The following is a 22,563-nucleotide window of genomic DNA, read 5'->3' as shown; positions in this document are numbered from 1 at the left end:
CCAGCAATCAGGTCCGCGTCACTACTCGTACTCGACCCTGTGCATGCTTATGCGGTTCGCGTTCCTGCTCCGGTCGTGCTCCCCTGCTCGGCGTCCCTGCTCCGGTCCATGGGTGCCGGTCCATGGGTGCCGCGCTTGGTCTGTGTATTCGCTTGGGCCGGCGCGGGCTCTGCCGGTCAGGGTTCGTGTCCCTATGGCGGGCAGGGTGATGGTCAGCGAGGTTCGGACGTCTGCGATTTCACCTGTGAGTGTGCATTGGAGGAGTTGAACGGCGTTTTTCGCGGCTATGATCTTCGCCCTGTCGCAGGCGGCTTGAGGATCGACGATCGCGAGCCTGGCTGCGGCAAGAGCGCTCAGGTCGGCTGCGTCCTGTACATGATGACGTGCTACGCGTACGGAACCCACCGTGACGAAGGCCATGGCAACCGTCATGAGCAGGCCCATGAGCGCGACGCCCCACAATGACGCGGAGCCACGGTCTGCTTGCTTGGCGAACGTTGACTCTCGATGCTTCTTCGCGCATGTGTGCCAGTACGTCATGATTCCGTGTCAGCGGTCGCGGAGGCGGCTACTCGTACGGCGGGCAGAGACGCTCCCCATGCTGGTCGTACCTCCACCGAGACCTCTACTTTTGTGCTCTCTGGATTGCGGCTGATGTCCACCCGTGCGTTGGGCCGGGTGGCGGATTGAACGAGTTCGCGAACTTGGTCCAGCGGCTCGCCTCTGGCGGCGGCCCTCGCTGCGGCGCGCGCCGCGTCTACGCACGCCAACTGAACCCCGACTGCTTGGATCGCCCACAGCGCGGCGGCCAAGACGACCATGAGTGCGGGTAGGACCATGGCGGTCTCAGCTGTCACAGAGCCGCGCGATGCCGGGCGCTTCCTGTCCGATGACGGGCGTTTCACGTGCGATGTTGGCCGCTTCAGACGTGGGGTTGAACGTTTCACGCGTTTGGGGGTCGCAGCTTGGGGCGGGGTCATCCAGCTGCGTTGAGTGCCTGGTCGATGAGCTTCGAGAGCATCACTTGCACCTTTGGGCTGCTGACCACCTTGAACAGCACCGCTGCGAAGGCGCATGCGGCGATCGTGCCCACTGCGTATTCGGCTGTGGACATGCCGCGATCGCTGAGCGGTCCCGAACAGCGGATCCACCTGTCGGCGAGCCAGTTGTGGAGGTGGGCGGCTGGGTTGGCCGCTTTGGCGAGCTGTCGGTCTTCTGGGGGTGTGGCGGCAGCGTTCGGGGGAGTTGCCGCATCGTGCATGGTGCCTCCAGGTGATCGGGGCCGGGCGTTGTCCGGCGTGGGTCCAACGGTGCCTGAAGGCTGGATGCGGCGGACGGCCCGAACGGGGTTCTGGGGATAAGTGGAGGCGTCGGAGCGGCCTGTTGATAGGTGGTAGGGCACCTGTGGATGAGCGATAGGGCAAGGCATACTGCCTGCGCCTGGGTCGGCTCGGAAGTCCACGCTGATTCGAGGCCAGGCCGACCGGCTCGAAGGCGTGGCGCCCGTGTCGGCCAGACGCATCAGGTAGTCGAGATCGTTGGTGTCGCCCGCGTGCCCGACGACGATCTTCGTCAGGTCCACGCCCTCCTTGGCGAAGAAGTCGAGCGCTATCAGCCTGCTCTGCGGACGGGTGCTGCTGAGCACAGGCAGGTTTCAGTTCGAGGGCGCAGGCCGACTGCAGAGCTCAGACGGGTTCGGGAACTCAGGCCCGCCCCGGAGCCCAGGCAGGCAGGTTCCTGGGCACGGGCGGGTCCTCAAGCGCAGCCCGATCCTGGAGCAGAGCAGTCCGGGGTGGGCAGGTCCTGGGCAGGTCCTGGGGAGGAAGGCCAGTCCCGGGACTGGCCCCTGGATGCAAGCTGGCCCCGAAGCACGGGCTGGTCTCTGGGTAGGTGCTACGGGAAGGTGATGGCGGTTGCGAGGCCGGCGACGATGGGGATGATGCCGAGCAGGACGAAGGCCGGTAGGAAGCACAGGCCGAGAGGTGCTACTGCCTTGACGCCCACGCTCCTGGCTGCGGCCACGGAGGTGGCTCGGGTGGATTCGCGAGCGTCGTTGGCCAGGCGGGTCAGGACGTCTGCCACTGGGGCGCCGGTCTGAGCGGCTCTGCTCATTGCTCGTGACAGTTGTGCCGTAGCCGGTTCTCTGGCGAGAAAGGCCCAGGTGGGGTCTGGGTCGGCGCCCAGCCGGAGTTGGCGGCTAACCCATGACAGGCGCTGGCCGAGTGGGCCGGCCAGTGTTTCTGCTGCTATCTCGGTGGCCGCGCTGACCGGCTGCCCGGCGAGTAGGCAAGCTGCCATCAGGTCGGCGGCGAACGGCAGGTCTGTGGTGATCTGTTTGGTGTCTTGGCGGGCTTCTGGGTCGTCTCGTCTGTGTAGGGCCACACCGACGATCGGGGCGATGAGCAGGGCCGCTATCAGTCCGGCTACTCCGCCGATGAGTAGAGCGGTGATGAGGGCGGCGCTGAGGGCTCCGACGATCGTGCGGCGGGTGATCGGTTGGGGTGAAGTTGCGGGGTGATCGAGCCAGGTTGGCGGGGAGAGAGTGTCGGTATCCGGGCGTATGGGGGACGTGTCGGCATTTGGCCCTGCGGAAGAGGGTGCGCGTGTGGGTCGCTGGGGTCCGGGGCGGTTTTGGGCGGCCGCTCCTGGCGGTAGCAGGCGGGTCAGGCGTTCGGCCGGGGTTGTCGGTGAGATCCACAGCCAGGTTGCTGCGCAGGCACAGGCTGCGGAGAGCAGTTCGAGCATCGTCGGGGATCCGTTCCGGTCAGTTGCGCGGCGCGATCGCTTGAGGAAGGAGATAGCAGCCAAGGAGCCGGTCGCTGCCGTTGAAGTGGACGGGCTGAAACGGGCGCCGCTGAGTGGCCGTAGTAGCCAAGGCTGAGGTGGCCAAGGCTGAGGTGGCCAAGGCTGAGGTGGCCAAGGCGGAGGTCTGGGCGGGTTGGGGCGGAGGTCTGGGCGGGTTGTGGTTACGAGTTTTCAGCGTGGGTCGCCATCTGGTGGGTCCACCACAGGCCGCAGGCGTCGAGAGCGATACCGGCCGTGAGGCAGGCGAGGCCGGGGAGGTTGCCGAAGAGGAAGTCGAGTGGGTGCATTCCCAGTGCGCTTCCCATGAGGAGGCCTAGGGCGGGGAGTGCGGCCAGCATTCTCGCGGTGGTGCGAGGGCCGGCCAGTTGTGCCGTGACGTCCTGGCGGTGGGCTTGGGCTGAACGTAGCGTGCTGCCGACGCGTTCTACGAGGGCAGCTAGTCCTGCGCCTACGGTGACGCTGACGCTCCAGCAGGCCGCCAGGCTGCGTAGTCCCTCGCCGCCCTGCTGTGGGGCCACGGAGACGAGAGCCGTGGACACGTCGCCGCCATCCCTTGCCGCCGCCATCACCGGGCGTAGGGCTTCCGGGTCTGGGAAGTCCACTGCGTTGATCGCTCTGGTGAGAGCTTCGCCTGGAGTACGGCCTGCGGTCAGTTCGGCTGAGAGGGCTTGGCAGAGCTCGATCGATGCTCGGCGCCAGGCGTCGGCGCGACGGGCTGGGCTGGGGCGGGTGATCAGGTGTTTTATGGATCGCTGCTGGAATGGCTCGCGGATGGAGGTCATCCTGTCGAGGCGGGCTGTGGCAGTGCTTGGGCCGGTCCACAGCCATATGGCGGCTGCTGTGGACAATGCGGCCATGAGGGCTGCGATCACAGGATTTACGCTCCCTTCGCTCGTCGTGGTCCGGTCGGGTGAGCTTGGTCGGTGGCAGTGCAGGGCCGGTGGCAGTGCAGGGCCGGTGACGGTGCAGGGTCGGCTCGGCGCGGTTCGGTGGCTCGGTGACGATACGTGGTCGGGTGAATGTCGCCGGGGCGAGGTACGGATCGAGTGATGCTTGCCGGGGAGGTGCGGGTCAGTGGAGGTACGGGTTGGGTGTACGCAGCGCCGATGCTCGCTACGGCTGGGTGGAGGTACCGGTCGGGAATCTTCGGTCATGGTCCGGGGCGTACGACACGTCGCCGAACGTACGAGGCGGGGGACGTACGAGAGGAACTCTCAGTAATGGTCTGGGCGTAGGACGACGTCATCGGGTGCGGTATGGATCGGCGAGCTCACTGGGCACGTGACGCGTGACTTGGATTCGGTCGTGGGCTGCATCGCTCGCTTGCCGTTCGGCCTGGTCGCGATGCCTCTTTACGGCTGCGGTGCAGCGTGGAGGCGACGTCCGTAGGTCTTTGCCACGCGCCGCGAATTCGGGCGGCTGCGACAGGCTCGTCACGTCGTGAGGTTGGTCATGGACGAGTCCGCTCTGTCAGGGCGTCGTGTCCTGGGCCGGTGCGCGGGTGGCCTTTTGTGTCGAAGGTCAGGGCGGTTACGGATTCGACGAAGCCTGTCGAAGATCTCGACAGGAGGCAGATTTCCGCTACGCGGCGGCGTCCGTCGGAGCGGTTGCGGGTCAGGTGGATGACCACGTCCAACGCGGCGGCGAGTTGGCTGTGAACGGCTTCTCTGCTCAAGCCTGCCGCGCATCCCAGCGCCTCCAGCCGAGGCGGTACGTCGGCGGCCGCGTTGGCGTGCAACGTGCCGCAGCCGCCCTCGTGGCCGGTGTTCAGGGCGGCCAGCAAATCCACTACTTCGGCGCCCCTGACCTCTCCGACCACTACTCGGTCGGGGCGCATGCGGAGGGCCTGGCGTACCAGGTCTCGTAGGCCGACGCCGCCGGCGCCTTCGAGGTTTGGTGGACGGGACTCCAGGCGTACGACGTGGGGGTGGAGCGGGCGGAGTTCGGCTGAGTCTTCTACGAGAAGCAGGCGTTCACCTGGGTCGGCCAGCGACAGCAGGGCTGACAGGAGAGTTGTCTTGCCTGTGCCGGTGCCGCCGGTCACCAGGAATGCCAGCCTGGCTGTCACGATGGCCGTCAGTAGTGGTACTGCCGACGGTGGGATCGTGCCTGCCGTCACCAGGTCGGGCAAGGTGTACGTCCGTCTTGGTGGCAGACGGAGCGACACGCAGGTGCCGCCTGAGGCGATCGGCGGGAGCACGGCGTGGAGGCGTACTCCTCCGGCCAGTCTTGCGTCCACATACGGCGAGGCGTCGTCCAGGCGCCTGCCGGCGGCGGCTGCCAGACGTTGGGCCAGCCTGCGGACGGCGCTGTCGTCGGTGAACGTCACCGAGGTCCTGCGCAGGCCGTGGCCGTCGTCGACCCATACCTCGCGAGAGCCGTTGACCAGGACGTCCGTGACGTCGGGCTCTGCCAGGAGGGGCTCCAGTGGGCCTGCTCCTATGAGGTCGGCGCAGAGGGAACGGGCTACGGCGAGGATCTCGGCGTCGCCGTATACGGATTTTTCGGCTCGTAGGGCTACTGCTACCTGGGCGGCGCTTGGTTCGACGCCGGTTCGGGCCAGCCGTACGCGCACTGCCTCGATCAGCTCGGGTGAGACGCCCGGGTTCATGTGCTCATTTCCCTGTGCTCTGTGCTCTGTGTTGGTTCTGGCCTGTGCTCGCTGCTGGGCCGACATGCGCTGATCCCTGTGCGGACTGGGTGACAGCGCGTCCGCTGTGGATGGTGCTTTCCGGCACGAGGCTGCCCGCCCTGCCCGGGAGCCTCACGGGCACGGCAACGGGCACAGACGCGGGCGAGCGTTAGGGCGTGTGGGTGGGAGCTACGGCTGTCTGGTCACGGTGGGAGTAGGTCGCGTAGGAGGGACGTGCAGAGGGCGCCGAGGACGGTGCGGGGGCCGAGCTTGGGGAGTTCGCCGCGGTTCAAGGTGGTGGGGAGGCGGGGCTGGTCGGGTAGGTGGCCGGCGGAGGGGATGCCGAGGGAGCTCGCCACCACGTCGTCGTCGAGGACGCCGGGGCGGATGACCGCGCGGATGTCTGAGGTGTGCCGGTTGACCTCCGTGAGGACCTGGGCGGCGGCCAGGACGCCGCGTACGTCGGCCGTGGCCACGAGCAGGGTGCCGCTCGCCCTTACCAGTGCCTCGATGGCGGCGGGGTCGAGGTGGCGCGGGAGATCGACGACCACCACGTCGAAGCCGCGGTGTCCGGCTTCCAGCACCGAGCGCATGGCCTGGGCGGGGATCGCCCGTACCTCGCCGCGGTGGAAGGACAGGACCGTCAGGTCGCCGAACGCAGGCAGCGCGGCCTGCAGGGCCGCCGAGCCGACCCGGCCCTCGCGGGCCACCAGGTCTCCCCAGCGCGCGCCGGTGGCCTCCTCCTGTCCCAGCAACGCGTCGATGCCGCCGCCCAGCGGGTCGGCGTCGATCAGCAGCGTGCGCAGGCGGTCGCCGGAGGCCCGCAAGGCCAGGCAGGCCGACAGGACGCTCGCGCCGGCCCCGCCCCGGCCGCCGATGACGCAGAGCACGACACCGGAGCGGGGATCCGGCTCCATGGCGTCGGCGAACTCCTCCACAAGGCGCCGCTCGCCGCCGGGCAGGTCGATGACGGCCTGAGCGCCTACGGCCACACATCGGCGCCAGCTGTCGGGGTCTTCCGGGTCGCGGGTGACCAGGAGCACGCCGTCTCGGGCGGGTGGTGCGGTGGCGGCCATCGCGTCGGCCAGGTCGCCGCCTATCACCACCAGGGGTGCGAGGTTCCAGAAAGGGCGCGCGTGGGCGGGGGCGTGGGCCACGTCGAGCTGGGCTCCGGCTGCGGCGGCAACGCGGACGAGGTCGTCGAGTAGGTCACGGTCTTCGGTGATGACCAGTGGACGGTGCATGAGGGTCTCCCTGATCTGGTGGTCGGGAGGTACACCATGCGTCGGGAGGGTGGGGTGGCGGGGCGCCGAACGTGGTTCTGTGGACGACGGGGCTGGAGGAGAGAGGTCCTGTGGACGACGGGAGGGGAGGAGGGGGATTCGTCCCTGTGGACGAAGGCCCTGGGGCCGAGGGGGCCAGGGGCCGAAGGGGCCAGGGGCCGAAGGGGCCAGGGGCCGAAGGGGCCAGGGGCCGAAGGGGCCAGGGGCCGAAGGGGCCAGGGGAACCCAAGTCGCATAGAAAAGGGGCGACCCCCGCCGGGGGGGAGAGCGGGGGTCGCCTGATCGGTCCGGCTCCGGGGGGGTAGAGCCGGTCCCGTTTCAGAAGAAAGCTTTCATCACTTGACCAGAGCATGGCAAGAGACTGGCAATGCAAACCCGTGCACAGTCGCCCCAGTTTCAAGAGATACCCCCGTATGCTGCCCGATCAACTTGAGTTTCGTCGAGGAGCAATCTCGCATTTTCGCCAAGTTTTTTCGCCCCCTCATAACGATCACATAAAGCAGCTCACTCAGAGTGATCGTCACAGGTTGATAACCACAGCAAAACCCCCGGTCGCGCGAAATCTCCGCCCCCGCAGGCCCTCGTCCGGGTAAAGGTCTTGCTCCCAGGGGTTCCCATCAGGGCGGATCCGTCGTACAAAGGTGACACGGACCACTTGTCCGGGTGCGTCAACCAGGCACCCACGCGCGACCAGCCGCGGGAGGCGCGTCGTGACGGGCTTGTCCCGCTCCGACGAATAGAGGTGCACGCTTGGTAACCCGGTGTGACGTATCGGCCGACGGCGTCTCATGACTGAGACGCCGTCAGCTATGTCAGCCGGAGTTATGTCAGCCCCGTTGCAGCGCCTCGCAGATCGCGGTCGTCTCGCGTACGCCAAGAGTCACCGCGGCGGCACAGTGTCGTACCCAGGCCGCCACCCCGTCGGGTGATCCGCTCAGGTAGGCCCGCAGGCCATCGGCATAGGGCAGCTCCAGATGCCCCACTTCGACGGCCACCAGCGACTTCGGATCCAGCCCGTACTCGACCAGTGTGAGCCGTTCGGCCGAGCGCGCGACGACGCCATCGGCCGTACCGAACGGACGCAGCACGGCCAGCTCCGCGTGGACGACGGCGGCCAGCACGAGCGCGGGCGCCTTCGTGGGGGCTTCGAGCAGCCCGAACAGGCTCTCCAGACGCGCGGCCAGCTCCTCGTCCGGGGTACGCGGCCGGCCGAGTGAGTCCGTGAGACCCGCCGCGGCGACCGTGTGCAGGCGGGCGAGCACCTGACGGGGGGCCTTGCGCCAGGTGGAGCCCAACCGGCCCAGCTCGGCTGACGCGCGCAGGGCGCCCTGGACGACGGGATCCTCTACCGAGCCCTGTCGCAGCTCGTCCAAGGGCACGTCGACGCCCTCGATGGCCGCCGACGCCCGCGCTCCGCGCAGTGACGACTCGGCCGACACGGTCGGGCTCGCGCGACGCAGGACGCGATGGCGATACAGCCCGTCTACGGCCTGCCTGGCCTCCTCCACCGCCTCGGGAACGCCGGGAAGTGCCGCGATGACAGCCAGTGGATCACTCACGGCATTCAACACTAGCGGGGGACCCAATAAACCCACCCATTGGCCCGTTCCATATTGGTTCGGTGCCAAGATGACAACAGTTCAATAGCACGTGTAAGACCACTTGATAACCGGATCGGCCGCGCGTCGCCACATGTACAGACCTGTCTAGACCTCTTGTGTGCGGAGCAGGTGAGCTGGTGGAGTGGGACACGACCCGTCAGATCTGGCCATAGAAGGAGTACGAGGTGGCCCCGGAAACCCCTGGCAACGAGCCCCAGGCGCTGTCGAACCTGCTGCAGGAGAACCGCCGGTTCGCACCGCCGGCCAACCTGGCGGCGGCGGCGAATGTGACCTCCGCCGCGTACACCGAGGCGGCGGCCGACCGGCTCGCGTTCTGGGAGAGTGCGGCTGACCGGCTGACCTGGGCCAAGCGGTGGGAGACCACGCTTGAGTGGAACGCGCCGTTCGCCAAGTGGTTCGTCGGCGGCGAGCTGAACGTCGCCTACAACTGCGTCGACCGCCACGTCGAAGAGGGCCGCGGCGACAAGGTCGCCTACCACTGGGAGGGCGAGCCCGAGGGCGATACGCGTACCCTCACCTACAACGACCTGAAGTCCGAGGTCAGCAAGGCCGCCAACGCCCTGCTGGAGCTGGGCGTGCGCAAGGGCGACCGCGTCGCCGTCTATATGCCGATGATCCCCGAGTTGCCGATCGCGATGCTGGCCTGCGCCAGGATCGGCGCGGTCCACTCGGTGGTGTTCGGCGGGTTCTCGGCGACCGCGCTGAAGAGCCGCATCGACGACGCCGACGCCAAGCTGGTCATCACGGCCGACGGCGGCTACCGCCGCGGCGCCCCCTCGGCGCTCAAGCCGACCGTGGACGAGGCCGTCGCCGAGTGCCCGCAGGTCGAGCACGTCCTGGTCGTCCGCCGCACCGGCCAGGACGTGGCGACGAGCGACAAGGACGTGTGGTGGCACGACGTGGTCGAGCGGCAGAGCGACCAGCACACCGCCGAGCCGCACGACGCCGAGGACCCGCTGTACATCCTGTACACCAGCGGCACCACCGGCCGGCCGAAGGGCATCCTGCACACCACCGGCGGATACCTGACCCAGACGGCCTGGACGCACCACGCGGTCTTCGACCTCAAGCCGGAGACCGACATCTACTGGTGCACGGCCGACATCGGCTGGGTGACCGGACACTCCTACATCGTGTACGGCCCGCTCGCCAACGGCGCGACGAGCGTCATCTATGAGGGGACTCCCGACACCCCGCACCGGGGCCGGTTCTGGGAGATCGTGCAGAAGTACAAGATCACGATCCTCTACACCGCCCCCACGGCGATCCGGACGTTCATGAAGTGGGGCGACGACATCCCCGCCAAGTACGACATGTCCAGCCTGCGCATCCTCGGCTCGGTCGGCGAGCCCATCAACCCCGAGGCGTACGTCTGGTACCGCGAGCACATCGGCCACGAACGCTGCCCGGTCGTCGACACCTGGTGGCAGACCGAGACCGGCGCCATCATGATCAGCCCGCTGCCGGGCGTCACCAGCGGCAAGCCGGGCGCCGCGATGCGCCCGCTGCCGGGCATCAACGCGGACGTGGTCGACGACCAGGGCAACAGCGTGCCCGACGGGGGCGGCGGCTTCCTGGTGATCCGTGAGCCGTGGCCGTCGATGCTCCGCACGATCTGGGGCGACGACCAGCGCTACATCGACACGTACTGGAGCCGGTTCGAGGGCATGTACTTCCCCGGCGACGGCGCCAAGAAGGACTCGGACGGCGACCTGTGGCTGCTCGGCCGCGTCGACGACGTCATGCTCGTCTCGGGCCACAACATCTCCACGACAGAGGTGGAGAGCGCGCTGGTGAGCCACCCGAAGGTCGCCGAGGCGGCCGTCGTGGGCGCGACCGACCCGGTGACCGGGCAGGCCATCGTGTCGTTCGTGATCCTGCGCGGCACCGCGGAGGAGGGCGCCGACATCGCCTCCGAGCTGCGCAACCACGTGGCCAAGGCGCTCGGTCCCATCGCCAAGCCGCGGCAGATCCTGGTGGTGCCCGAGCTGCCCAAGACCCGCTCGGGGAAGATCATGCGGCGCCTGCTCCGCGACGTCGCGGAGAACCGCAGCGTGGGCGACGTCACCACACTGGCCGACAGCACCGTGATGGACCTCATCTCGGAGAAGCTCCCGTCCGCCAAGAGCGAAGACTGATCCTTTACGGCACGGCCAACCTGGCGCCACCCGCCGCACGTGGCGGGTGGCCTCCAGGGGAACGGCCGCTGACCCCGCACGGGGCCGGCCGCCGTGACGTGCGCTTTCTGGGCCGGTTACCGGGTTTTCTGGGCCGGTTACCGGGTTAGGGTGAAAGTGGTGTGCCGGGAAGTCGGGTCGGCGTCACGGGGAAGCGATCCCCGCGACACCCGCCAGAGGAGACCCCGTGCGCAGAACCATCGAGATGTGGCCCTTCCCACCCACCGTCCGCTACGCACGCACCGTGGCCGAGGCGCTGCGCGCCGAGACGATCGGCGGCATCGTCATGCTGACCGCCACCGTCGCCGCGCTGGTCTGGGCGAACGTCGCGCACGGCGGCTACGCCGCGCTCCAGCACGCCGCGCTCGGCCCCATGGAGCTCTATGAGTGGGCGCAGCACGGCCTGCTGACGGTCTTCTTCTTCGTGGCCGGGCTGGAGGTCAAGGAGGAGTTCGTCCACGGGGAACTGGCCAACCTGCGCAAGGCCGCGCTGCCCATCGTCGCCTCTCTGTCCGGCATGGCCGTGCCCGCCCTCGTGTACCTCGCGGTGAGCTGGGGGGCGCCGGGCGCGGCGCGCGGCTGGGCGATTCCCACCGCCACCGACATCGCCTTCGCGCTCGCCGTGCTGGCCGTGACCGCCAGCTCGATGCCCCCGGCCCTGCGGGCGTTCCTGCTGACCAGCGCGGTCGTCGACGATCTCGGCGCCATCACCGTCATCGCCGCCTTCTACACCGACCACCTGAACCTGCTCATGCTGGCGGCCGGCGCCGCCCTGATCGCCGTCTACGGGATCCTGCAGCGCTCGGGCGCCGGGAGGCTGTGGATGTACCTGCCGCTGGCCGTGGGCGCCTGGTACGCCGTGGAGGCCAGCGGTGTCCACGCGACCGTGGCGGGAGTGGCGCTCGGTCTGCTCACCCGCGTCACGACGCGAGAGCACGAGACCAGCTCCCCCGCGGAGGCCGCCGATCACTACCTGCGGCCCATCTCCGCGGGCTTCGCGGTGCCGGTCTTCGCGTTCCTGTCGGCGGGGGTGAAACTCGACGGGTCCAGCCTCGGCGGTATCTTCTCCGATCGGGTAGTTCTGGGAGTGGTAGCGGGGCTCGTGATCGGGAAGTTCCTGGGTGTGTTCGGCGGTGCCTGGCTGTCCGTACGGCTGGGCCTGACGAAACTATCCAAAGAGCTCCAATGGCGGGACATGGCGGCGGTGTCGCTGCTGGCCGGGATCGGGTTCACGGTGTCGCTACTGATCGGCGACCTGGCTTTCGGCGCCGACCGGGAGCGGGCCGACGCCGTGACGACCGGGATCCTCGCGGCCAGCCTCACCGCCTCCGTCCTGGCGGCGGTGCTGCTCCACGTACGGGTGCGCAAGCGCCGCATCGCGCTGGATGATGTTTGACAGGGCCACCAGGCCTCGATAGGAGACGTTCATGCCGCAGACTCCCGAGGAAGAATCCCTGGGCTCACTGGTCGCCCAGGCGAGCGATCACATCTCGACCCTGGTCCGCTCGGAGATCGAGCTGGCCAAGGCCGAGCTCAGGTTCGACGCCAAGCGGGTCGGCACGGCCGGCGGCCTGTTCGCCGCCGCCGCCTTCATGGCGCACCTGTGCCTGATTCTCGCCTCGTTCACGATCGCGTTCGTGCTCGCCCAGTGGCTGCCCAACTGGGCGGCCTTCCTCATCGTGACCGTCTTCTACCTGGTGGTCGCCGCGCTGCTGGTGTTCATCGGCACGCGTAGGCTGAAAGGGCTCGCCGGAATGAAGCGTACGACCAGGTCGATCAAGGGCCTCAAGGAGATCGCCACTCCGGAGAAGGAGATAGAGCCGGTGACCAGTGATGGCGCCTGACGAGTCGGTCGTCCAGATCGAGGGCCCGTGGAAGCACCGCGCGGTGCACGCCGGCGGCACCCGCTTCCACGTCGTGGAGGCCGGTGAGGGGCCGCTGGTCCTGCTGCTGCACGGGTTCCCGCAGTTCTGGTGGACCTGGCGCAACCAGCTGCGGACGCTGCCCGCCGCCGGGTTCCGCGCGGCCGCGGTGGACCTGCGCGGCTACGGCGGCAGCGACAAGCCGCCGCGCGGCTACGACCTGCCCACACTGGCCGGTGACGCGAGCGGCCTGATCCGCGCGCTCGGCGAGAGCGGGGCCATCGTGGTCGGCCACGACTGGGGCGGCCTGCTCGCCTGGACGATGGCGGTGCTCGACCCGAAGTGCGTGCGCCGGCTGGTCACCGTGTCCGCGCCGCACCCGCTGCGCATGCGCAGGTCGCTGCTGACCGACCCGTTCGGCCAGTTGCGGGCGACCCGCCCGTCGATCGGCTACCAGCTCCCGCTGCTGCCCGAGCGCCGGCTCACCCGTAACGACGGCTCGCTGGTCGGCAAGATGCTCGACGCGTGGTCGGGCCCGGGCTGGCCGGACGCGCAGACCGCGCGCGTCTACCGCGAGGCGTTCCGCATCCCGACCGTCGCCCACTGCGCGCTGGAGTATCACCGCTGGTTCGGCCGCTCCCAGTTCCGTCCCGACGGCCTGCGTTTCGCCAGGACCATGAAGGCCGAGATCGAGGCCCCCACCCTGCAACTGCACGGCGCGCTCGACCGCCGGGTGCTGCCGCGCACCGCCCAGGGATCGGGCGGCTACGTGACCGCTCCCTACCGATGGCGACTGATCGAGGGCGCCGGCCACTTCCCCCACGAGGAGACCCCCGACGTGTTCGATGCCGAGCTGATCGGCTGGCTGTCCGACCCGGAGCCTGACCGATGAGAGACCGCGACCCCGAGGGCAAGCCGCGCAACGCCCGGCCACGCGACGCCTACGGCCGGCCGCTGCCCTACGGCTCGACCGGCGTGGATCGAGTGCCCGACGACTACGCGCCCTCCACACCGCAGGCCCTGGCCGACGGGCGCCGGTTCCTGAGCGAGGGCCTGCCGTTCAACGCGCACGAGGTGTTCGAGGGCCGCTGGAAGTGCGCGCCCGATGACGAGCGCGAGCTGTGGCAGGGGCTGGCGCAGATCTGCGTCGGGCTGACGCATCTCCAACGCGGCAACGGGCGCGGGGCACTGACCCTCTTCGGCCGGGGCGCCGCCCGCGTGCAGTCGTACGGCGAGCCCTATGACTCGGTGGGCCGGGCGGCGTCGGGCCTGAGCCCCGACAGCGACCCGGGGCAGGCCATCGCGCTGATCCTGAGCGAGCTGCCCGGCTAGTCGCACTCCTGCGTGCCGGCCGGCGTGGTGTCGGTCCTGCCCTGGTCGGCGTCGGGCCTGACCTCGTTGGCCGTCAGCACGTAGCCGGTGTCCTCCTGGCTGACCGCGGCGGCGAAGACGACGCCGAACACCTGGCCGCTCACGGTCAGGAGCGGGCCGCCGGAGTTGCCGGGCAGCACCTTGCCGCGGATCGCGTAGACCTTCCGGGTGACGTTCCTGCTGTGGTAGATGTCGGGGCCCTCGGCGTCGAGCTGGCTGCGGATGCGGGCCGGCTCCGCCGTGAAGCCCTGGCCCTTGGGGAAACCGGCGACGATGGCGTTGTCGCCCTTCTCCGCGGTGCCGTCGAAGGAGAGCTGCGGCAGGTCCAGCCCGGGGACGTACAGGATGGCGATGTCCCGCTGCGGGTTGTAGCGGACGACCGTGGCCGGGTGGCGCTTGTTGTCGTAGGCGAGGACGTTCAGGTCACGTGTCACGCCGGCGACCACGTGCGCGTTGGTCATGATCCGGTCCTTGGCGTAGACGAACCCGGTGCCCTCGATGAGCTTGTTGCAGCTCTCGGCGTTGCCCTGCACCTTGACGATGGCCCGCTGCGCCCGGCCGAGCTTGGCGCCCTGCAGGATGCTGCGCGCCGGCGGCGGCACGTCGACGAGCTGGCCCGCGCCGATGGCGTCGAACACCGGCGGGAACTCCGACCGGTCGACGAACTTCTTGAACGGCTGCTGCCAGTTGCGCGCGGTCTGCGGGATCGAGTCGTCGACCGTGGTGAGCAGCATGGAGTTCTTCACCTGGTCGACGAGCGGGGTGAACGCCGTCGACACGATCAGCGACCCGATCAGCCAGGCGATCACCAGCACCGACAGCGCGCTGGCGAACGTGCCGCCGACCGCGTCGGCGACCTTGGCCGGCTCCCAGGTGACATGGCTGCGCACCACGGCGCCGATCGTCGAGGAGGCGAACTGGCCGATGGTCGCGGCCAGGAAGACGATCACGATCGCGAGCAACGCCTGCGGCGTGTCACCGCTGACGACGGCCTTGGCGATGGGAGGCGCGATGAAGACCCCGAGCACGGCCCCGCCGACGAAGCCGACGAAGCTCATGACACCGATGATGAAGCCCTGCCGGTAACCCGAGATGCCGAAGGCGATCACGAGGCCGATCAATATGAGGTCAAGCAGATCACCGCGCACGTTTCAAAGGTAACCAGCGATCCGGTCAAGTGTGCACGTCTTCCCAAGGACGTCGTCACCGGCTGGTTACCGTTGGCGCCATGCCGCCGACCGACGAATCAGTGCGCGGCCTCATCGAAGCGGCTCTTGACGACGACGATCCCGACGGGGCGGTGCGCTGGCATGTGATCTCCGTACTACGGCAGCGTGACGATCTGGAGTCCTTCATCGAGGCGCGGCGGCTCTGCGCGGCGGACGACGTCACCCAGCGCCTGCTCGGAGTGGACATCATGGGCATGCTGAAGGCGTTCGCGGACCGGACGCTGCCCGTCCTGCGCTACCTGGCGGCCAGCGAGGACGACGTCATGGTGCTCTACTCCGTGCTCATCGCCTTCGGCCACCTGGCCGACCCCCGGTCGCTGCCGTCCGTGCTGGACCTGGCCGTGCACGACGACCCACGCGTCAGGTACGGGGCCGCGTACGCGCTCCAGCACGTGCTGGGCGACCCGCCGGACCGCGCCGGGCTGAACGCGCTGCGGGCACTGGCCGCCGACAGCGACCCCGACGTGGCCGGCTGGGCCGCGCTCGGCGTCGCGCTGACCACGGGCGACTCGGACCGCCTGGGCCCGGTGGTCTGAAGCTCTGTTCAGCCCCGTGACGCCAGGTCCAGGACGTCGGGCGGCATCTCCTCCACCTGCTCGGGGTCCCACGGCCGCTCCAGGCCGCCTTCGCGCAGCACCGCGTCGAGCACCATCGCGGTGAACCCCCACACCAGCATGCCGCGCACCCGAAAGGCCGGCCCGGCGAAGCCGCGCGGATGCCGCAGCGTGAACCGGTTGCCCGGATCGACCAGCTCGGCGATCGGCACCCGCTCCACGGACTCGACCTCGGCGGGCGAGGCCGCGTGCACCGCCGACGGTGTATGCCACCAGCCCACGACCGGTGTGACCCGGTTGTCGCTGCGCCAGACGAAGAGCTCGGGCATCGTGCCGAGCACGGTCACACCGCCCGGGTCGAGGCCGGTCTCCTCCTCCGCCTCACGCAGCGCCGCCCCGACGGGCCCGCCGTCCTCCGGATCCACGCCGCCGCCCGGGAACGCCGGCTGGCCCGCGTGCCTGCGCCCGCGCGAGCTGCGCTGAATGAGCAGCACGTCGGGGCCGAGCGGCCCCTCGCCAAACAGCAGCAGGACCGCCGCGGGCCGGCCACCCTCGGCGGGCGGCCGCAGCCCGGAGGGGACCGAAGTCCGTACGGCCCGCGCCGCGAGCCGGTCGAGCCAGTCAGGCACCTGATTCACGCAAACTCCAACACGCCGGGGGTTCGGGGGCTTCCCCGCTTACGAGAAGGGACCTGATCTGACGAGCTTCTGGGCTTTGGCGGTGTCCGTGGGGCCGGTGCCGTACGAGGGGCAGAGGGCGGCCAGGGGACAGACGCCGCAGGCCGGCGTACGAGCGTGGCAGATGCGGCGGCCGTGCCAGATCACCCGGTGCGAGAAGATCGTCCACTCGCGCTTGGGGATCAGCTCCCCCACCACGTGCTCGATCTTGACCGGGTCGGTCTCGTCGGTCCAGCCGAAGCGGCGGACCAGCCGCTGGAAGTGCGTGTCGACGGTGAGCCCCGGCACGTCGAAGGCGTTGCCGAGCACCACGTTGGCCGTCTTGCGGCCCACGCCGGGCAGCTTGACCAGGTCCTTCAGCTTGCCGGGCACCACCCCGCCGTGGTGTTCGCACACGGCCTGGGCCATGCCGATGATGCTGTTGGTCTTGGCGCGGAAGAACCCCGTCGAGCGGATGATCTCTTCCATTTCGGCTCGGTCGGCGGCCGCATAGTCATCCACTGTCGGGTACTTGGCGAAGAGGATCGGAGTAACCATGTTGACCCTCTTGTCCGTACACTGCGCCGAGAGGATCGTCGCGACCAGCAGTTCGAGCGGGGTACCGAAGTCGAGCTCGCAATGGGCGTCGGGGTAGGTTTCCGCCAGGATGCGATTCATCCGGCGTGCGCGACGCACGAGGGCGAGCCTGGACTCAGTGGGCATTCCCATAGCCTACGTGTGCCGCCTGGAGTGGGGTGCGTCACAATGGCAGCAGAGGAGGCAGAGTGAACACCGAAGATGTGCTGGGCAAGGCCCCCCTGTTCGCCGCGCTTGACCGTGAGAGCGCCGCGGCGCTGCGGACGAGCATCACCGAAGTCCAGCTGTCCAAAGGGCAGACGCTCTTCCACGAGAACGAGACAGGCGACCGGCTCTACGTCGTGCTCGAAGGCAAGATCAAGCTGTCGCGCACCTCGCCCGACGGCCGCGAGAACCTACTCAGCGTGCTGGGCCCGAGCGAGATGTTCGGCGAGTTGTCGCTGTTCGACCCGCGCCCCCGCACGGCCTCCGCGACCGCGCTGACCGACGTGCGCCTGGCCGGGCTGGGCCACGACGACCTGCGGCCCTGGCTCACCGGCCGTCCCGAGGTGGCGCTCCACCTGCTGCGGGCGCTGGCCCAGCGGCTGCGCCGCACCAACGACGTGCTGGCCGACCTGGTCTTCACCGATGTGCCCGGCCGGGTGGCCAAGCAGCTGCTCGACCTGGCCGAGCGGTTCGGCACCAAGACCGACGACGGGCTGCGCGTCCACCACGACCTCACCCAGGAGGAGCTGGCCCAGCTCGTCGGCGCCTCACGCGAGACGGTCAACAAGGCGCTCGCCGACTTCGCGCAGCGCGGCTGGCTGCGCATCGAGGCCAAGGCCGTGGTCATCCTCGACATGGACCGCCTCTACAACCGCTCCAGGTAGTCGAGCTGGGCCCGCACCGACATCTCGGCCGCGGGCCACAGCGACGTGTCGACGTCGCTGTAGACGATCTCCACGATCTGGCGGGGCGTCTTGGCGCCCTGGCGCAGCGCCGCCCTGATCTGGTCGAGGCGCTGCCGCCGGTGCGCGAGATAGCCGTCGAGCACGCCTATCGGGTCGGCCAGCACCGGGCCGTGGCCCGGCAGCAGCGCCGCCACGCCGAGCTCCTCGGCCATGGCCCTGAGCCGGTCGAGGCTGCGCAGGTAGTCGGCCAGGTCGCCGTCGTGGGCGATCACCGTGGTGCCGCGGCCGAGCACCGTGTCGCCGGTCAGCATGGCCTTGTCCTGGGGCAGCCAGAAGCAGAGCGAGTCGAACGAGTGCCCCGGCGTGCCGTACACGCGCACCTCGACGTCGCCGGCGCGCACCACGTCGCCGTCGCCGAGCCCCTCGTCACCGAGCCGGTGCCTGGGGTCGCGCGCCCGCACGGGCGCGCCGACCAGCTCGGCGAAGCGCCTGGCGCCGCCGCTGTGGTCGTGGTGGCCGTGGGTGAGCAGGATCTCGCTCACCCGGCGCCCGGCCAGGTGGTCGGCGACCCGGCGCAGGTGCCGCTCGTCGTCGGGGCCCGGGTCTATGACGATGGTGTCCTGGTCGCCGATGATCCAGGTGTTCGTGCCGTCGAGGGTCATCGGTGACGGGTTGGGGGCGAGCAGGTTCTCGGCGTGGGTCGTACGGGATCCGTCGGGTGAGCCGGCCGGGATGTGCAGGCCGCTCATGCCGTCACCAACTGGAACTCACCGTCGACCTCCACGACCCTGGGCAGGATCGTGACGATCTCGCGCCGCGCGGCCAGGACGGCCGCCACCGAGTCGCAGGCGGCCAGCTCGTTCAGGGTGCGGTAGGTGGGCGGCATCAGGAAGATCTTTCCCTCGTGCGCCAGCTCGACGGCGTCGGCCGGGCGTTTCCAGGCGACCTGGTCGGCCTCGCCGCCGACGTCGCGGGTGCGCTGCCCCTCGGGGAGCACGGCGGCGAAGAAGCGGGTGTCGAAGCGCCGGGTCTCGATCTCCGGCGTGATCCAGTGCGCCCAGGGCTTGAGCAGGTCCGAGCGGAGCACCAGGCCGCGCTTGGCGAGGAAGTCGGCGAAGGCCAGGCTCCGGTCGATCAGCGCGAGCCGGTCGGCCTCCCAGTCGTCTCCCGTGGTGTCGTCGACGACCGAATCGGGCCCCGACCCCGCGAGCAGCACCCCCGACTCCTCGAAGGTCTCCCGTACGGCCGCGCAGACCAGGCCGCGCGCGACCGCCTCGTCCGCGCCGAAAACCTCGCCCCAGTCCGCCGGAGACGGCCCGGCCCAGGCGACGGCGTGGTCGGTGTCACGGGGATCGACCGAGCCGCCCGGGAAGACGTAGGCGCCCGCCGCGAAGGCCATCGTGGCCTTGCGCCGGAGCAGATAGACCTCTGGCCCCTCGCGCAGGATCACCACCGTGGCGGCGTCCCGCGCGGGGACCGGCTGGACACGTCCGGCGAGGATGTCCCTGGCTCGCTCGGCGAGCTCGTCCGGGAGTCGAAGACCAGTCACATGACCTCCTTCTAGAACATCACTCGGGTCATGGTGACATATCCGGACTCTAGGCGACCTCGGCGATCAGCTCCACCTCGACCGGAGCGTCGAGCGGCAGCGCGGCGACGCCCACGGCGCTGCGGGCGTGCTTGCCCGCCTCGCCCAGCACCTCCGCGAGCAGCTCGCTCGCGCCGTTGGCGACCTGGGGCTGCTGTGTGAAGGCGGGGTCACTGGCCACGAACGCCACGACCTTGACGATCCGCACGACCTTGCCCAGGTCGCCGATCTCGGCCTTCAGCGCGGCCAGCGCGTTGAGCGCGCAGATCCTGGCCAGCTCGCGGGCGTCGTCGAGGCCGACCTCGGCGCCGACCTTGCCGGTCTGGGCCATCTTGCCGTCGACCAAGGGCACCTGGCCCGAGGTGTAGACGAGGTCACCGGTCCGTACGGCCGGCACATAGGCGGCCAGCGGCGCGACCACTTCGGGCAGCGTCAGCCCCAGCTCGGCGATCTTCTCTTCGGGCGTCACTGCTTCTCCCTCTTGAAGTAGGCGACGAGCTGCTCGGGCGTCGCACCCTGCAGGATCTGGACCAGCTCCCAGCCGTCGGCTCCGAAGTTGTCCAGGATCATCTTGGTGTTGTGGATCAGCACCGGAGCCGTCAGGTACTCCCATTTCTTCATGAGGGCCAGCGTAGGTGCTGGAGCCAGCAACCTGTGGCGCACCGCTGAACGCGGCACGCCATAGGCGCTGTAACCAGCAGCCTGTGATGCACCGCTGAGCGCGATGTGAGCAATCTCAAAGGGTGGTCGTCGGCATCTGGTAAATAACCGTTCGGTAGCCTCGAAACGTGGACTCTCGGGACACCGATTGGGACGGCGTGCGACTGCACGTGGTCACCGGCAAGGGCGGCACAGGCAAGACCACGGTCGCCGCGGCCCTCGCCCTGGCACTGGCCTCGGGCGGGCGCAAGGTGCTGCTCGTCGAGGTGGAGGGCAGGCAGGGCATCGCGCAGATCTTCGACCTGCCACCGCTGCCGTACGAGGAGCGCCGGATCGCCGTGGCCCCGTCGGGCGGCGACGTCTACGCGCTGGCCATAGACCCCGAGGAGGCCATGCTCGAATACATGGAGATGTTCTACGGCATGCGCAGGGCGGGGCGGGCGCTGACCAAGATGGGCATCGTCGACTTCGCGACCACGGTCGCACCCGGCTTCCGCGACGTCCTGGTGACCGGCAAGACCACCGAGGCCGTGCGCCGTCGCGGCAAGAACGGCAAGCGGGTCTACGACGCCGTCGTGCTCGACGCGCCGCCGACCGGCCGCATCTCGCGCTTCCTGAACGTCACCCAGGAGGTCGCCGGACTGGCCAGAGTCGGTCCGATCAAGAATCACTCCGATCTGGTGAGCAAGGTCGTGAAATCTCCGGAAACAGCGGTGCACTTCATCACCCTGCTGGAGGAGATGCCGGTTCAGGAGACGCTGGACGGCATCGCCGAACTGCGTTCGGCGGGGCTGCCGCCCGGTGGGATCTTCATCAACATGGTGCGTGAATCACTTCTCCCGCAGGCCGCACTTGACAGTGCTGTCAAGGGCCGATTCGACGTGGCCGAGCTCACACTCGGGCTCAAGGCGGCCGGTCTCGCCGACGGCGCCTCCTCGACGGCGGAGGCTCTGGCGGAAGAGGTCGCCGAGCATGCCCGCCGTACCGACCTGGAACGCGCCGAGCGCGCCTCGCTGGCGCAGGAGACACTGCCGTCCTACGAGTTGCCGCTGCTGGCCGACGGCGTCGACCTGGCCGGCCTGTACGAGCTGGCCGAGGCCATCCGCACCCAGGGAGCAGCGTGAAGAAGCCCGCCGTACTCGACGTCGACGCCATCCTCGACGACCCGGGCACCCGGATCATCGTCTGCTGCGGCGCCGGCGGCGTGGGCAAGACCACCACGGCCGCCGCGCTTGGGCTGCGGGCCGCCGAGCGCGGCAGGTGCGCGGTCGTGCTGACCGTCGACCCCGCGCGGCGGCTGGCGCAGTCGATGGGGCTCTCCGAGCTCGACAACACGCCACGGCTGATCAGCTCGCCCGAGGGCGGCGGTCAGTTGTTCGCGATGATGCTGGACATGAAGCGTACGTTCGACGAGATCATCGAGGCGCACGCCGACCCCGAGCGGGCCCGCCAGATCCTGTCGAACCCCTTCTACCAGTCGCTGTCCTCCAGCTTCGCCGGCACCCAGGAGTACATGGCGATGGAGAAGCTGGGCCAGCTGCGCCGCTCGGACGAGTGGGACCTGATCATCGTCGACACACCGCCCTCGCGGTCCGCGCTCGACTTCCTCGACGCTCCCGAGCGGCTCGGCCGCTTCCTCGACGGGCGGTTCATCCGGCTGCTGACCGCGCCCGCCAAGGCGGGAGGGCGCAGCGCGTTCCGGCTGCTCAACGCCGGGTTCGGGCTCATGGCGGGCGCGATGACCAAGCTGCTGGGCGCGCAGGTCATCAAGGACCTGCAGACGTTCGTGTCGGCGCTCGACGCCGTCTTCGGCGGGTTCAGGCAGCGCGCGGAGATGACCTACCGGCTGCTCCAGGCGCCCGGTACGGCCTTCGTGGTGGTGGCCACGCCCGAGCGCGACGCGATGCGTGAGGCGTCCTACTTCGTCGAGCGCCTCGCTGAGGAGCGCATGCCCCTGGCCGGACTGGTGGTCAACCGGGTGCACGAACCCACCGCTGCGGCGCTCTCAGCCGCGCGTAGCGCCGCCGCGGCGGAAGACCTGGAGTCGCGGGGCGAACATGAGCTGACCGCCGCCGTACTGCGGCTGCACACCGGCAGGATGCAGCTCGCCGCCCGCGAGCACCGGGAGCGGGACCATTTCAGCTCGGCCCACCCCACAGTGCCGGTCGTCCAGGTAAGTGCGATGTCGGAGGATGTCCACGATCTAGCGGGTCTACACCGGATCGGGGAACTCCTCGCGAGCACATGAGAGTACGGCCGGTGCCGGCACCGGCCGTACTCCCGAGGCTTGGGTCAGCCTGCGATCAACTCGTTAGTCCGTTCGTACTCTTCCTTGGCGGACTCGAGCAGCTCTCGCCACGAATCCACGTCAGGACGCCGCCGAAGCAGAGCCCGCCGTTCCCGTTCCGTCATACCGCCCCACACGCCAAACTCGATGCGGTTGTCCAGCGCATCGGCGAGGCATTCGGTACGGACCGGGCATCCTCGGCAGATCAGCTTTGCCCTGTTCTGTGCGGCGCCCTGGACGAACAGCGCGTCCGGGTCCGCTCCTCGACAGGCGGCACGGGAGGTCCAATCCGTGATCCACATTTCGACCCCACTCCCCTTAGGTGGTCAGTCGTCATTTGGGGCCGACGG

General features: G+C 69.3%; 25 protein-coding genes. 9 read left to right on the top strand and 16 right to left on the bottom strand.

Translation table 11 applies throughout. The features are described 5' to 3' along the window. Positions 1–21: 21 nt before the first annotated feature. The 8 genes from AB0B91_RS54340 to AB0B91_RS54305 form a co-directional block, all read right to left on the bottom strand. Positions 22–540 carry an Rv3654c family TadE-like protein gene (locus AB0B91_RS54340; protein WP_358339371.1) on the bottom strand — a complete coding sequence of 173 codons (519 nt, stop codon included), beginning with the start codon at positions 538–540 and terminating at the stop codon, positions 22–24. Next, positions 537–980, bottom strand: coding sequence for a TadE family type IV pilus minor pilin (locus AB0B91_RS54335; protein ID WP_358339369.1), 444 nt, complete (start codon positions 978–980; stop codon positions 537–539). The genes AB0B91_RS54340 and AB0B91_RS54335 overlap by 4 nt, the downstream gene beginning before the upstream one ends. Then, complete coding sequence (locus AB0B91_RS54330) at positions 977–1,582, bottom strand: DUF4244 domain-containing protein (RefSeq protein ID WP_358339367.1); 606 nt, start codon at positions 1,580–1,582, stop codon at positions 977–979. Before AB0B91_RS54330 ends, AB0B91_RS54335 begins: the two co-directional genes overlap by 4 nt. A 311-nt stretch (positions 1,583–1,893) precedes the next feature. Further along, the gene (locus AB0B91_RS54325; protein WP_358339418.1) at positions 1,894–2,298 is read right to left on the bottom strand and encodes a type II secretion system F family protein; all 405 of its coding nucleotides are present in this window, start codon (positions 2,296–2,298) and stop codon (positions 1,894–1,896) included. Between the two features lie 668 nt (positions 2,299–2,966). Beyond that, complete coding sequence (locus tag AB0B91_RS54320) at positions 2,967–3,587, bottom strand: type II secretion system F family protein (RefSeq protein WP_358339365.1); 621 nt, start codon at positions 3,585–3,587, stop codon at positions 2,967–2,969. 668 nt (positions 3,588–4,255) lie between these two features. Next, on the bottom strand, positions 4,256–5,416 hold the full coding sequence (locus tag AB0B91_RS54315; protein WP_358339363.1) for a TadA family conjugal transfer-associated ATPase: 1,161 nt from the start codon (positions 5,414–5,416) through the stop codon (positions 4,256–4,258). Between the two features lie 224 nt (positions 5,417–5,640). After that, entirely contained in the window at positions 5,641–6,681 is a 1,041-nt protein-coding gene (gene ssd / locus AB0B91_RS54310) for a septum site-determining protein Ssd (RefSeq protein ID WP_358339361.1), read from the bottom strand. An 866-nt stretch (positions 6,682–7,547) separates the two neighbouring features. After that, positions 7,548–8,279, bottom strand: coding sequence for an oxidoreductase (locus AB0B91_RS54305; RefSeq protein WP_358339360.1), 732 nt, complete (start codon positions 8,277–8,279; stop codon positions 7,548–7,550). A 227-nt stretch (positions 8,280–8,506) separates the two neighbouring features. On the opposite strand from AB0B91_RS54305, the gene acs reads away from it, so the two are divergent. The 5 genes from acs (at position 8,507) to AB0B91_RS54280 (ending at position 13,713) form a co-directional block, all read left to right on the top strand. Further along, complete coding sequence (acs, locus tag AB0B91_RS54300; RefSeq protein WP_358339358.1) at positions 8,507–10,480, top strand: acetate--CoA ligase; 1,974 nt, start codon at positions 8,507–8,509, stop codon at positions 10,478–10,480. A gap of 226 nt (positions 10,481–10,706) precedes the next feature. Beyond that, a complete protein-coding gene (nhaA, locus tag AB0B91_RS54295; protein ID WP_358339356.1) occupies positions 10,707–11,915 on the top strand; it encodes a Na+/H+ antiporter NhaA in 1,209 nt (402 codons plus the stop codon). A 31-nt stretch (positions 11,916–11,946) separates the two neighbouring features. Next, a complete protein-coding gene (locus AB0B91_RS54290; RefSeq protein WP_358339354.1) occupies positions 11,947–12,363 on the top strand; it encodes a phage holin family protein in 417 nt (138 codons plus the stop codon). Next, the gene (locus tag AB0B91_RS54285) at positions 12,353–13,273 is read left to right on the top strand and encodes an alpha/beta hydrolase (RefSeq protein WP_358339352.1); all 921 of its coding nucleotides are present in this window, start codon (positions 12,353–12,355) and stop codon (positions 13,271–13,273) included. Before AB0B91_RS54290 ends, AB0B91_RS54285 begins: the two co-directional genes overlap by 11 nt. Further along, on the top strand, positions 13,270–13,713 hold the full coding sequence (locus AB0B91_RS54280; protein WP_358339349.1) for a DUF309 domain-containing protein: 444 nt from the start codon (positions 13,270–13,272) through the stop codon (positions 13,711–13,713). The genes AB0B91_RS54285 and AB0B91_RS54280 overlap by 4 nt, the downstream gene beginning before the upstream one ends. On the opposite strand, the gene AB0B91_RS54275 is transcribed toward AB0B91_RS54280, so the two are convergent. Continuing rightward, positions 13,710–14,900: a MarP family serine protease gene (locus tag AB0B91_RS54275; protein WP_358339346.1), complete on the bottom strand. Its 1,191-nt coding sequence runs from the start codon at positions 14,898–14,900 to the stop codon at positions 13,710–13,712. The two genes, AB0B91_RS54280 and AB0B91_RS54275, sit on opposite strands and share 4 nt — an antisense overlap. Before the next feature lie 80 nt (positions 14,901–14,980). Here AB0B91_RS54275 and AB0B91_RS54270 point away from each other — a divergent pair, with 80 nt between their 5' ends. Next, positions 14,981–15,517, top strand: coding sequence for a HEAT repeat domain-containing protein (locus tag AB0B91_RS54270; RefSeq protein WP_358339343.1), 537 nt, complete (start codon positions 14,981–14,983; stop codon positions 15,515–15,517). 8 nt (positions 15,518–15,525) lie between these two features. Here the strand turns inward: AB0B91_RS54270 and AB0B91_RS54265 are convergent, their stop codons facing one another. Both AB0B91_RS54265 and nth read right to left on the bottom strand, forming a co-directional pair. Continuing rightward, a complete protein-coding gene (locus AB0B91_RS54265) occupies positions 15,526–16,173 on the bottom strand; it encodes a CoA pyrophosphatase (protein WP_358339341.1) in 648 nt (215 codons plus the stop codon). Between the two features lie 39 nt (positions 16,174–16,212). Further along, positions 16,213–16,914 (bottom strand): endonuclease III, encoded by a 702-nt coding sequence (nth, locus tag AB0B91_RS54260; protein ID WP_358339338.1) that lies wholly within the window; start codon positions 16,912–16,914, stop codon positions 16,213–16,215. A gap of 62 nt (positions 16,915–16,976) precedes the next feature. Between nth and AB0B91_RS54255 the strand changes: the two genes are divergently transcribed. After that, positions 16,977–17,657: a Crp/Fnr family transcriptional regulator gene (locus AB0B91_RS54255; RefSeq protein ID WP_185069893.1), complete on the top strand. Its 681-nt coding sequence runs from the start codon at positions 16,977–16,979 to the stop codon at positions 17,655–17,657. Here AB0B91_RS54255 and AB0B91_RS54250 read toward each other — a convergent pair. The 4 genes from AB0B91_RS54250 to AB0B91_RS54235 are packed head-to-tail and all read right to left on the bottom strand — an operon-like array spanning position 17,639 to position 19,887. Next, complete coding sequence (locus AB0B91_RS54250) at positions 17,639–18,427, bottom strand: MBL fold metallo-hydrolase (RefSeq protein WP_358339335.1); 789 nt, start codon at positions 18,425–18,427, stop codon at positions 17,639–17,641. The genes AB0B91_RS54255 and AB0B91_RS54250 overlap by 19 nt on opposite strands. Further along, complete coding sequence (locus AB0B91_RS54245) at positions 18,424–19,227, bottom strand: NUDIX hydrolase (RefSeq protein ID WP_358339332.1); 804 nt, start codon at positions 19,225–19,227, stop codon at positions 18,424–18,426. The genes AB0B91_RS54250 and AB0B91_RS54245 overlap by 4 nt, the downstream gene beginning before the upstream one ends. Positions 19,228–19,276: 49 nt before the next feature. Beyond that, positions 19,277–19,735: a RidA family protein gene (locus AB0B91_RS54240; protein ID WP_358339329.1), complete on the bottom strand. Its 459-nt coding sequence runs from the start codon at positions 19,733–19,735 to the stop codon at positions 19,277–19,279. Next, positions 19,732–19,887, bottom strand: a complete 156-nt coding sequence (locus AB0B91_RS54235; RefSeq protein WP_165959776.1) for a hypothetical protein — start codon at positions 19,885–19,887, stop codon at positions 19,732–19,734. Before AB0B91_RS54235 ends, AB0B91_RS54240 begins: the two co-directional genes overlap by 4 nt. A gap of 167 nt (positions 19,888–20,054) precedes the next feature. On the opposite strand from AB0B91_RS54235, the gene AB0B91_RS54230 reads away from it, so the two are divergent. Further along, a complete protein-coding gene (locus AB0B91_RS54230) occupies positions 20,055–21,050 on the top strand; it encodes an ArsA-related P-loop ATPase (protein WP_358339326.1) in 996 nt (331 codons plus the stop codon). Continuing rightward, positions 21,047–22,174 (top strand): ArsA family ATPase, encoded by a 1,128-nt coding sequence (locus AB0B91_RS54225; RefSeq protein ID WP_358339323.1) that lies wholly within the window; start codon positions 21,047–21,049, stop codon positions 22,172–22,174. The genes AB0B91_RS54230 and AB0B91_RS54225 overlap by 4 nt, the downstream gene beginning before the upstream one ends. 44 nt (positions 22,175–22,218) lie before the next feature. Here AB0B91_RS54225 and AB0B91_RS54220 read toward each other — a convergent pair whose 3' ends face one another. Further along, complete coding sequence (locus AB0B91_RS54220; RefSeq protein ID WP_148036282.1) at positions 22,219–22,515, bottom strand: WhiB family transcriptional regulator; 297 nt, start codon at positions 22,513–22,515, stop codon at positions 22,219–22,221. Between the last annotated feature and the right edge of the window lie 48 nt (positions 22,516–22,563).

The sequence above is a fragment of the Nonomuraea sp. NPDC049141 genome (genome assembly GCF_040648415.1).
GTDB lineage: Bacteria > Actinomycetota > Actinomycetes > Streptosporangiales > Streptosporangiaceae > Nonomuraea.
Note: the sequence above shows the minus strand (reverse complement) of the source record. Positions and strands in the feature narration are given on the sequence as shown.

Excerpts from the sequence above, each read along its gene's own strand:
- AB0B91_RS54340 (WP_358339371.1), bottom strand. The coding sequence starts at position 540 with ATGACGTACTGGCACACATGCGCGAAGAAGCATCGAGAGTCAACGTTC.
- AB0B91_RS54335 (WP_358339369.1), bottom strand. The coding sequence starts at position 980 with ATGACCCCGCCCCAAGCTGCGACCCCCAAACGCGTGAAACGTTCAACC.
- AB0B91_RS54325 (WP_358339418.1), bottom strand. The coding sequence starts at position 2,298 with ATGGCAGCTTGCCTACTCGCCGGGCAGCCGGTCAGCGCGGCCACCGAG.
- AB0B91_RS54320 (WP_358339365.1), bottom strand. The coding sequence starts at position 3,587 with ATGACCTCCATCCGCGAGCCATTCCAGCAGCGATCCATAAAACACCTG.
- AB0B91_RS54315 (WP_358339363.1), bottom strand. The coding sequence starts at position 5,416 with ATGAACCCGGGCGTCTCACCCGAGCTGATCGAGGCAGTGCGCGTACGG.
- ssd (WP_358339361.1), bottom strand. The coding sequence starts at position 6,681 with ATGCACCGTCCACTGGTCATCACCGAAGACCGTGACCTACTCGACGAC.
- AB0B91_RS54290 (WP_358339354.1), top strand. The coding sequence starts at position 11,947 with ATGCCGCAGACTCCCGAGGAAGAATCCCTGGGCTCACTGGTCGCCCAG.
- AB0B91_RS54285 (WP_358339352.1), top strand. The coding sequence starts at position 12,353 with ATGGCGCCTGACGAGTCGGTCGTCCAGATCGAGGGCCCGTGGAAGCAC.
- AB0B91_RS54280 (WP_358339349.1), top strand. The coding sequence starts at position 13,270 with ATGAGAGACCGCGACCCCGAGGGCAAGCCGCGCAACGCCCGGCCACGC.
- AB0B91_RS54270 (WP_358339343.1), top strand. The coding sequence starts at position 14,981 with ATGCCGCCGACCGACGAATCAGTGCGCGGCCTCATCGAAGCGGCTCTT.
- nth (WP_358339338.1), bottom strand. The coding sequence starts at position 16,914 with ATGCCCACTGAGTCCAGGCTCGCCCTCGTGCGTCGCGCACGCCGGATG.
- AB0B91_RS54250 (WP_358339335.1), bottom strand. The coding sequence starts at position 18,427 with ATGAGCGGCCTGCACATCCCGGCCGGCTCACCCGACGGATCCCGTACG.
- AB0B91_RS54235 (WP_165959776.1), bottom strand. The coding sequence starts at position 19,887 with ATGAAGAAATGGGAGTACCTGACGGCTCCGGTGCTGATCCACAACACC.
- AB0B91_RS54220 (WP_148036282.1), bottom strand. The coding sequence starts at position 22,515 with ATGTGGATCACGGATTGGACCTCCCGTGCCGCCTGTCGAGGAGCGGAC.